7 protein-coding genes are annotated in these 8,860 nt (G+C 42.9%); all 7 read left to right on the top strand.

Features of this window, described 5'->3' with window-relative positions; genetic code table 11:
* The first annotated feature begins 154 nt into the window (after positions 1 to 154).
* The 7 genes from RYO92_RS08505 to RYO92_RS08475 all read left to right on the top strand — a co-directional run bounded on the left by RYO92_RS08505 (position 155) and on the right by RYO92_RS08475 (position 8,858).
* A complete protein-coding gene (locus RYO92_RS08505) occupies positions 155 to 799 on the top strand; it encodes a prepilin peptidase (RefSeq protein WP_315370112.1) in 645 nt (214 codons plus the stop codon).
* 13 nt (positions 800 to 812) lie between these two features.
* Positions 813 to 2,489, top strand: a complete 1,677-nt coding sequence (locus tag RYO92_RS08500) for a WG repeat-containing protein (RefSeq protein ID WP_315370111.1) — start codon at positions 813 to 815, stop codon at positions 2,487 to 2,489.
* 117 nt (positions 2,490 to 2,606) lie between these two features.
* On the top strand, positions 2,607 to 3,680 hold the full coding sequence (locus RYO92_RS08495; protein WP_007158132.1) for a hypothetical protein: 1,074 nt from the start codon (positions 2,607 to 2,609) through the stop codon (positions 3,678 to 3,680).
* A gap of 102 nt (positions 3,681 to 3,782) precedes the next feature.
* Entirely contained in the window at positions 3,783 to 4,649 is an 867-nt protein-coding gene (locus RYO92_RS08490; protein WP_315370110.1) for a leucine-rich repeat domain-containing protein, read from the top strand.
* Between the two features lie 153 nt (positions 4,650 to 4,802).
* Positions 4,803 to 5,648, top strand: a complete 846-nt coding sequence (locus tag RYO92_RS08485) for a leucine-rich repeat domain-containing protein (RefSeq protein ID WP_315370109.1) — start codon at positions 4,803 to 4,805, stop codon at positions 5,646 to 5,648.
* A gap of 34 nt (positions 5,649 to 5,682) precedes the next feature.
* Positions 5,683 to 6,396 (top strand): TadE family protein, encoded by a 714-nt coding sequence (locus tag RYO92_RS08480; protein WP_315370108.1) that lies wholly within the window; start codon positions 5,683 to 5,685, stop codon positions 6,394 to 6,396.
* Positions 6,393 to 8,858: a hypothetical protein gene (locus RYO92_RS08475; RefSeq protein WP_315370107.1), complete on the top strand. Its 2,466-nt coding sequence runs from the start codon at positions 6,393 to 6,395 to the stop codon at positions 8,856 to 8,858. The genes RYO92_RS08480 and RYO92_RS08475 overlap by 4 nt, the downstream gene beginning before the upstream one ends.
* Positions 8,859 to 8,860: the final 2 nt, after the last annotated feature.

Below are 8,860 nucleotides of genomic sequence, written 5' to 3'. Positions count from 1 at the left end.
GTAGAAGAAGCAACAGTAGAAGAAGCAACAGTAGAAGAAGCAACAGTAGAAGAAGCAATCGTAGAAGAGGCCACTGTCGAAAGAACAGTACTTTGGAATTTTGTAAGGAATAGAAACAATACAAAACCGGATATGGGAAAGGAATCAAAGGAAAATGATGCAAGGACTTATTAGCGGCGCTGTTTTCAGTATATGCAGCATTGCCGTGTATTTTCTCGTAATAAAGATATTTTTAAAGGGGCAGTCAAGGTCGTCCTTCTTAAACCCCTATGCCGTGATTGGCGCTCTGGCCTTTTTTTCCTTTCTGACAGGCTACTACGTACGACAAACGGCGGTGCATACCCTGGCCTTAGCCATGATTCTCTTTTGCTTCATGGTTTTGGAGTGGGCAGGGCTGGTGGATGCCTATACCATGAAGATACCAAACCTCTGCACCATAGTGCTTCTTGTGGGCAGACTCCTCTTCATGATTCCGGAGCTTCTGTTCTATAAGGGGGACTTCCCCATGATTTTAGTCAACAGCTTTGTACCGGCCTTTATCGCTTTGATTTTATTGTGCCTCTTATATAAGATTTCCCGTTCCGGCTTGGGTATGGGAGACATCAAGATTTTTACCGGTCTTGCGTTCTTCACAGGGATGTACGGATTTTGCGTGAGCTTACTTTTTTCCTTCCTGCTCTGTGCCCTGTGTTCCCTTCCGGTTTTACTGTTAAAGAAAAAGAACTTAAAGGACGCCCTTCCCTTGGGACCTTTTATCTACTTCGGTTTTGGCTTTGCAGCCATGCTATCTCTGATTTAGAAAGGAGCAGCTTGTGACACAGACACAGATGGGGGTTGCCTTTGCCCTGGTATTGATTACCGGTATGGGTTGGTACAGTAAGATTTCCGACCAGCAGAGACAGGTCAAACGATATCAGCAGGAAGTGGCGGAAGCCGCGGACTTTGAGAAGAGAGGCCTGTACCAAAAGGCGGGAGAAAATTATAAAGAGGCATTAGGTATTAAGAAAGAAGAAGCCATCTACGAAAAGATGATGGATGCCTATGAAAAGGCCTATGAGGAAAAGGAAGACCGCTACAAGGAATATATGGAGGCGGCAGAGATGGCTCAGGCGGCCTATCCGGAAAATCCGCATTTTGCTCTGGCGATTTCCCGACTGTATATTCAGAAAAACGACTATGCCAACGCCTTTTACTTTTTGGATAAGGCGAAAAAGGCAGGCTCCAAGGATAAGACTTTCCAAAAGGAATACCGGAAAATGCTCTATTCCTTCAAAACCTTGTATGGAGACTACAACAGCTACTATCCCCTTTCCAACGGCTTCTACGGGGTGAAAAACAAGGAGGGAGCAGGCTATATCCCGGCAGACGGGGAATCCTCCAACTCCTTAAAGCAGGAATTTGTAGGGCCTATCGGAGAGAAGGGCTATCGCCTGCTGCGTAAGGACGGAAAAACCATTCTGATGGATAAAAATGAAGTGACGCAGGGTGTATTTTCCAATAAAAATCCCGAAGATATCGGCTACTACGCGGAGGACAGAATTCCCATCAAGGAAGAGGGAGAATACAGCTACTACAATGCCTTGGGAGACCGGCTCTTCGGCGGATTCTCCGAAGCCAGCCGTTTCCAAAAAGGAAAGGCAGTGGTGAAAAAGGCAAAAAGAGTCTTCTTTATCGATTCGGAAGGCAAGGAGCTGGAGCTTAAGTATACGGTAAAGGACGAAAAGGGCAAGGCGAAAAAAGACGAAAACGGAAAGAAGATAGAAAAGGAACGAAAGTTCGAAGCGGTGCAGATTAATCCGGACTACAGCTTTATTGCCCAGGGCTGCATCCTGGCCAAGGAGGACGGCGCTTATCATATCTACAATGAAAACTGGGAACAGATTTCGGACTTTTCCGCTGAGGAAGTGGACGGAATCGGAAAGGACGGCATCTTCGCATTTTCCAAGAAGGGAAAATGGGGCTTTGCCAACCTGAAGGGAGAAGTGGTACTGGAGCCTAAGTACAAGGCGGCGAAAAGCTTCTCGGAAGGTCTTGCCGGTGTGATGGAGGACGACTACTGGGGCTTTATCAATTTAAAAGGAGAAATGGTCATTACCCCCCAGTTCTTCGGCGTGGATTACTTCAACAAAAAAGGCGTATGCATAGTGGAAACCACCCCTGAGGTATATCAGTTTATCAAACGAAATATCGTGAAGAAGGAAATCTTTACGGAGGACAGCAAGGACGCCTCCAAGGAGGAGAAGGGCAAGGAAAAGGAAACAAAGCCTGAAGAAACAACGGAAGCGGCAACAGAAGCAATGACGGAAACAGCCACCGAAGCGCCAACAGAAGGAACAGAAGCAGCATCGGAGGCTCCGGCAGAAGGCGGGGAGGCAGCACCGGAAGCAGCCGCGGAAGCTCCTGTAGAAGGGGGAGAAACGGCAGCGGCAGCTCCCCCGGAAGGGGGAGAAGCACCCCCTGCAGAAGGAGGGGCTCCGGCAGCAGGATAGGGCGCAGAAGTAGCGGAGTTTACCCGACAGCTCCCGAATCATCGGACAACTGAGGAAACACGTATTAAAAAAGCTGTAGATATATAAAAAAGCTGGAAAAGAGCAAAGGAGAAGGAAATGAAAATCAAATTAGCGATTTTGGAACAGGACAAGGAATACTTACAAAGAATCGTAACGGTGTTTAGCACCCGCTTTGGAGAGAAGTTTGAGCTGTATTCCTTTACCGACGAAGAACTGGCACTGAAGACCGTTCGGGAGGTAAAGATGGATGTGCTGGTGGCGGATGCCTCCTTTGACATCAACACCGCCCTTCTTCCCAAGCAGTGCAGCTTTGCGTACTTCGTGGAGTCTGCGGAAATCGAAAGCTATAAGGACGAGGCGGCCATTTCCAAGTACCAGAAGGCGGAGCTGATTTATAAGCAGATTTTAAGCCTCTATGCGGAGCGGATTCAGGGCATTACCGGTTTGAAGATCGGAGAGGATCCCTGTAAGGTCTTTGCCTTCGGCTCGGTAGCCGGAGGAACCGGGGCTTCCACCATGGCGGCAGCCTGTGCCTATCATTTCGCCCAGGCGGGACACCGGGTTTTGTACTTGAATATGGAGCGCTACGGCTCGGCGGATATCTTCTTCCATGCCGGAGGACAGCTGGACATGAGCGATGTGGTATTTGCCTTAAAGGAGCAGAAGGCCAACTTCCGCTTAAAGCTGGAAAGTGCGGTTCGCCAGGATCCAAGAGGGGTGTACTTCTTCTCCAAAGCCAAGATTGCCCTGGATATGATGGAGCTTTCCTTAGAGGAGAGACAGAAGCTGCTTCGGGAGCTAAAGCTTGGGGGCTCCTATGACATTATCATCCTGGACGGGGACTTCTCCATTGATGACGACAGCTTAGCGGTTTACCGGGGAGTGCACGGCATTGTCCTCACCGTAGACGGATCGGAAATCGGAAACGACAAGTTCCTAAGAATGCTCCAGGCCTTGCAGATTAAGGAGGAAAATTCCCCCGTTCCCATCATGAAGAGAATGTACACCGTATATAACAAGTTCAGTAACAAAACCGGCCAGAGCCTTCCCAAAATCGGCATTCGAGAGCTGGGAGGGGTACCCAGATATGAACACGCCGGAACAGAGGCGCTGGTGGAGACCCTGGCGGAGAAGACCTTCTTCGAGGAATTATTAAAGGAAAATATTTAAGAGCGGAATATGTAGAAGCTCGGAAATACACAGAAGTTCGTTGACTAATTAAAGTAATAGAAGATAAAAAGCAAAAGAAAACAATCAGAAAGGGGAATAAAAATGAAGAGAAGAACACTGTTAGGTTTAGGAATCTTGGCTTTGGCTTTGGGACTTACCGCCTGCAACGGAGGAAAAGAGAAGAGTGCTCAGGGAGACAGCAAGCAGGAGGCAGACAGCGGTAAGGGAAATGAGAAAGCCAATGCCAAACCAAATGAAGACTATTTTGAATGGATGGGAGAGGACTCCATTGCCAATCTGAATGAAGAGGGTGCCAAGCAGAAGGTGATTGTGATTCCCAAGCGGGCAAAGTCCTTTGACTCCGGTTTAGGACCGGATGATGATGTGCAGCTGGAAGAACTGTATTTTGAAAGCGATGATGATTTTCAGCTGGGCTACGGCCTTACTCTTTTGAAGAAGGTAAAGAAGATTGTGCTGCCGAAGAATCAGACCTCCGAGGTCGACGTACAGTCTGACCATAACCTGGAAAGTCTGGATATTCCGGCAGGGGTAACTAGCATTGCCGAGTTCGGTTTTAGGGACTGCACCAGCTTAAAGGAAGTGAATTTTCTGGGAGAACAGTTAAAGGTGATTCCGGACTCCGCCTTCCTAAACTGTTCCGCACTGGAGAAGATTAGCATCCCCAATTCCGTAGAAAGTATTGAAGAAGCGGCATTTCAGGATTGTAAGTCCCTGAAGGAAGTTCACATGCCCAAGAATTTAAAGGAAATCGGCAGCGGTGCCTTTGCCGCAGCTCCTGTGGATTCTTATTACTTCCCCAAGGAAATTGAAAATTTAAAGGTGCTTCCGGATTCCTTTGCTTCCACCGGAAAGGGCAATTTCTATGTTGTGAAGGATTCCTGGCTGGACAAAAACTTTGAGGATGTATTCGGAATCTTAGGAGAAAAGCAGTACTACGACGGAGAGTAAAGCTTCCGTAGAAAGCAGTATTACGACGAAAAATAATGCTTTCGCAAAAAAGTGTTAGTGCGAAGAAAAAGCTTCAGTTGGAAAAGTGCTGAAGAGGGTGCCGGAGGGAAAAGCTGCGGTAATCATTATAAGTTTGAAAAAGGAGAAAGAAAAATGAAGAGAAGAACATTGTTGGGATTAGGCATGCTTGTTTTGGCTTTGGGACTTTCCGCCTGTGGAGGCAAGGAAAAAAGCAGTGCAGGAGAAGCTAAGCAGGAAGCGGACAACGGCAAAGAAGGACTTGAGGCTCACGAGGAATATTTTGATTGGGATGGAGATGAAATTACAGGTTTAAGCGAGGAAGGAAAAACGCAAGCTGTTATAGTGATACCTAAGAAAGCAAAAAGCATAAAAAATTTTTTCAATGATCCGGAACTAAAGATGGAAGAGCTATATTTTGAAAGTGATGAGGACTTTCCGGATGCTTATATGTTGTCTTCTGCAAGAACTTTGAAAAAAATTGTTTTGCCAAAGAACCAGACCTCGGAAATTAATTTTAGTTTATGTTATCAGTTGGAAAGTATAGATATTCCGGCAGGAGTAAGCAAAATTGCTGATTATGGGTTTATGGATTGCACCAAGCTTCAAAAAGTGAATTTTTTGGGAAATCAAATGAAAACCATTAGCCTATCAGCGTTTATGGGTTGCCAAAGATTGGAGGGAATAAGCTTGCCTGAGTCTATAGAGACGATTGAAGCCTCAGCTTTCCAAGATTGTAAGGGATTGAAGGAGGTTCACTTTTCTAAAAATCTTAAAAACATCTCTGATATGGCCTTTGCCAATGCTGGAACGGAAAGCTTTTATTTTCCAAAGGAAATCAAAGACTTAAAGATTAGTAGCGATAGTTTTTCTTCTGTGCAAAATGCAAAATGTTATGTAGTCAAGGGCTCTTGGTTGGATAAAAACTATGAGAAAGTTTTTGGCAGCTTTGGAGAGAAAACTTATTACGACGGAGAATAATTCTTTAGTAAAAAAAGTACTGAAAAGGTGCTGAATGGGAAAAGCTTCAGTACTGAAGGAGAAAGAGGATATACAAGGAAAAGGAGTCAAAATGAGAAAGGGATTTCGAGAGAAAGGAGAAGATGGAACCGTCATGATTGAATGGTCCATCGGTATGCTGCTCTGTATTCTGATACTGGTGTTCTTTATAGGCTTTAGTATGTATTTATATCAAAATGTCATGTTTACTGTAGCTGCGAATGAGGCTGCCCAGAGAGTAGCTGAGAATTATAAGTATGATCTATCTAAGGAGAATTTGGACTTAGTCACGGAAAAAAATATTACAGATATAGGTGTTTATCGGTATTGGTTGATAAAAAATCAGAACAGAATAGATGCTGCAAATGAAAGAGCTCTAAATTTTCTTCATAACCGCTTAACCAAGGTGAGTTTAGCTAAGAGTAAAAGCGAAGATAAGCCCATAGTAACTCGTTATTGGGATGATATTGGCAGGTATCATATTGAAGTAACTATGACAAAAGAATATGGATTTCTTTTTGGCGGCGTACTTAAGGCAATTGGAATTAAGGAAACAAAAAGATTAAAAACCACGGTGGTTGCTACAGACTATGATGCTTTACAGTATGTGCATGCAGTGAAGTTTACTAAATATGCTGTAGATAAAGTACAGGATACATTTGGAATTACTAAAGCATTAAATAGTGTGGCTGGAATTATTTCTCGATTTATGGATGGAGGAAACAAATGAGCAAAATTATAAAAATGCAATATAAAAGTTTCCGATATTTTGTTCGGCGGTACGTAAATGGTGCAAAGGGGTTCCTTTCCATTTTTTTGGCTTTAACAGTCTCACCATTATTACTTTGTACCTTTATGTTCATAGAGTATGCACGATATCAGAGTATTAATGAATTGATGCAGGAAGTTATGGGAAGTTCTTTGTTTTCCACCTTGGGGTCTTATGATGGATATCTTGACGAACGTTTTGATTTGATGGCGGTTTCACAAGAAGCGGATATCAATTCTTTATATCAAAAATATGCTACAGCAAATACTGCATCATTTGGAAAAAGTGTCACACTTTCCGAGATGTCTGCTCAGGGGCAGCATGATTTGGGAAAGGGTGATATTCTTAAGCAACAGTTATATGAAGCCAGTGAGAAGCCTGTCTTAGCCCAAACCCTTTGGGATGGCTTTGATGTAGATTCGATTATTGGGCAACTAAATGAATCCCTAAAGTTAGAGCAATTTTCCAGAATGGCACAAGTTGCTGACAATGCTGCCACACTGGGAGATGATGCTACGAAAATGATTAAAGCAGCTATTGATGCCTCTGCTAAAGCTAAGACATATTCTACGAATTATGATCAATATGATGCAGCAGCAGAAAAATTCAGAGCGGCATTAGCGGCAGTAGAAGCTGCTAGAGATACAGGAGGGTCTACTTTGGCGGCAGCGGAGGCGGCAGCACAAGATGCGGCTAAAGAATATGCAGCAGCAGCTGAAAAATTAAACGAAAGCCTTGGAGATCTTTCAGACACTCTTGGAGATTTAATCGAAAGTGCCGGAAAGTTAGATGAAGATATGCAAAAGCTTTCAGGTAGTTATAAAAAAGCTAAAAAAGAGAAGGATTATGTTGAGACAGATTCCACAGACTGGTTGCATATGCTTCAGGCCAAGGTTGCGGATTTTGCTGCTAATTATATAAGTCAGAATCGCCAAAGCAAAGTGAATGAAGAGCAGGCAAAGTTCAGAACCCAAATGGCCAGTTTAAATACTTTCGTGGCTTCCGGGCAAGGGGTTTCTGCAATGTCTACAGAACCGTATAAGCCGATAACGGTAGAAAGTGTGGGTAGAAATATTCAAAACCCACTATCCAATTTAGTTTATAATTTAAACCACTCTGCTTCGGATAATGATGGTGCTATTGAGGGGTTAATGAAAATAGGCGAGTTAGCTCTTGACCTTTTAGATATCCAATTTTTATATGATGGAAATTTAAATTCAAAAATAGATACGTCAAAGTTGGTTCATATGGATTCCTATGACACTTCCAGTCTTTTGGCGGCCTCTGGTCTTGCAGGAGTCTTGAATGATTCTTTAGAGTTTTTGAATGGTATTCTTAATAAAGACGTTTTAAAGATGATTACCAGCTTTGTCTCTTTTATGGTTAACGTAGCTAAGTTCCTTTTAGGTATTATTGCATGGATTATAGAACATTTTGTGAATTTAGTGCGTTTTGTAGGACAACCCAAGGAGTATTATCACGCATTTTTATTATATGGCTATGCGGCTTATAACTTGCCAAATAGAACAACGTACATGGAAGGATCAACATTATCTGACTACGAATTTAAGAAAATATTTAATCTGGCGGGAGGAAACTACAATACTGATAGTGGAGGTTCGCTAAAGGATATTATGAGTATTCAAGATGGCAGCGGTACAGATCCTATGTTTAAGGGTGCGGAATTAGAATACATGTTGACCGGTGCTACATCAGAATATGCAGCTCAGACGGGTGCCTTTGTAGATGGTTATATGCTCAGGATGGCAACAGATGCGGTTGCAGTTCTTAATTCGGACATTTTAGAAGCGTTAACAGTTACCGGTCCGGGGAGAATTGCAGCAACTATTATCTTTTTGGTGTTAGAGCCACTTATCGATATGATTGTATTGGTCAATGATGGAAAAGAGCCTTTATTTAAAAAAGTGGCATATCTTTCTTTGGAGGGTATTCCTTACCTTGTCAAAGACTTAGCAAAGGTTCCCAATCTATCCGAAAGTATGAAGGATGATATTGATGGTAGATTTAAAAATATGGTAGATACGATTAATAAACCGATTAAGGAGGCAGAAAAAGAAGCAAAAGAAAATAAAAAGAGGAATAAAAATCAACATGGTAGTCAAGATAATCCATTAGGAGAAGAAATGAGTGAAGATAATGGACTTTTTATGATGGACTATACCGGACATGGGGCAATTTTATTGATTTTATGCACACCTCTTGAAGATTATACTAAGCGAATGCAAAATCTCATCCAAACAGAAGCAAAAGAATATTACAAAGGAAAGTTAGACTTTAGCATCGATAAAACATATACAAGTATTCATTCCAATACAGAGTATCACTTAAATCCATTTATGGGATTAAGTCCTTCATTAACAGGTGGATTTCCCATGAAAAAGGAAAGAGATTTAGCATATTAAGC

This window comes from Oribacterium sinus, assembly GCF_963553175.1.
Lineage (GTDB): Bacteria > Bacillota > Clostridia > Lachnospirales > Lachnospiraceae > Oribacterium > Oribacterium sinus_B.
The sequence above is the reverse complement of the archived record's forward strand: the minus strand, read 5'-3'. Positions and strand labels throughout refer to the sequence as shown.

What these genes read in the sequence shown, in the direction of transcription:
- RYO92_RS08495 (WP_007158132.1), top strand. Translation starts at nt 2,607, where the DNA reads ATGAAAATCAAATTAGCGATTTTGGAACAGGACAAGGAATACTTACAA.
- RYO92_RS08475 (WP_315370107.1), top strand. Translation starts at nt 6,393, where the DNA reads ATGAGCAAAATTATAAAAATGCAATATAAAAGTTTCCGATATTTTGTT.
- RYO92_RS08505 (WP_315370112.1), top strand. Translation starts at nt 155, where the DNA reads ATGATGCAAGGACTTATTAGCGGCGCTGTTTTCAGTATATGCAGCATT.
- RYO92_RS08490 (WP_315370110.1), top strand. Translation starts at nt 3,783, where the DNA reads ATGAAGAGAAGAACACTGTTAGGTTTAGGAATCTTGGCTTTGGCTTTG.
- RYO92_RS08485 (WP_315370109.1), top strand. Translation starts at nt 4,803, where the DNA reads ATGAAGAGAAGAACATTGTTGGGATTAGGCATGCTTGTTTTGGCTTTG.
- RYO92_RS08480 (WP_315370108.1), top strand. Translation starts at nt 5,683, where the DNA reads ATGGGAAAAGCTTCAGTACTGAAGGAGAAAGAGGATATACAAGGAAAA.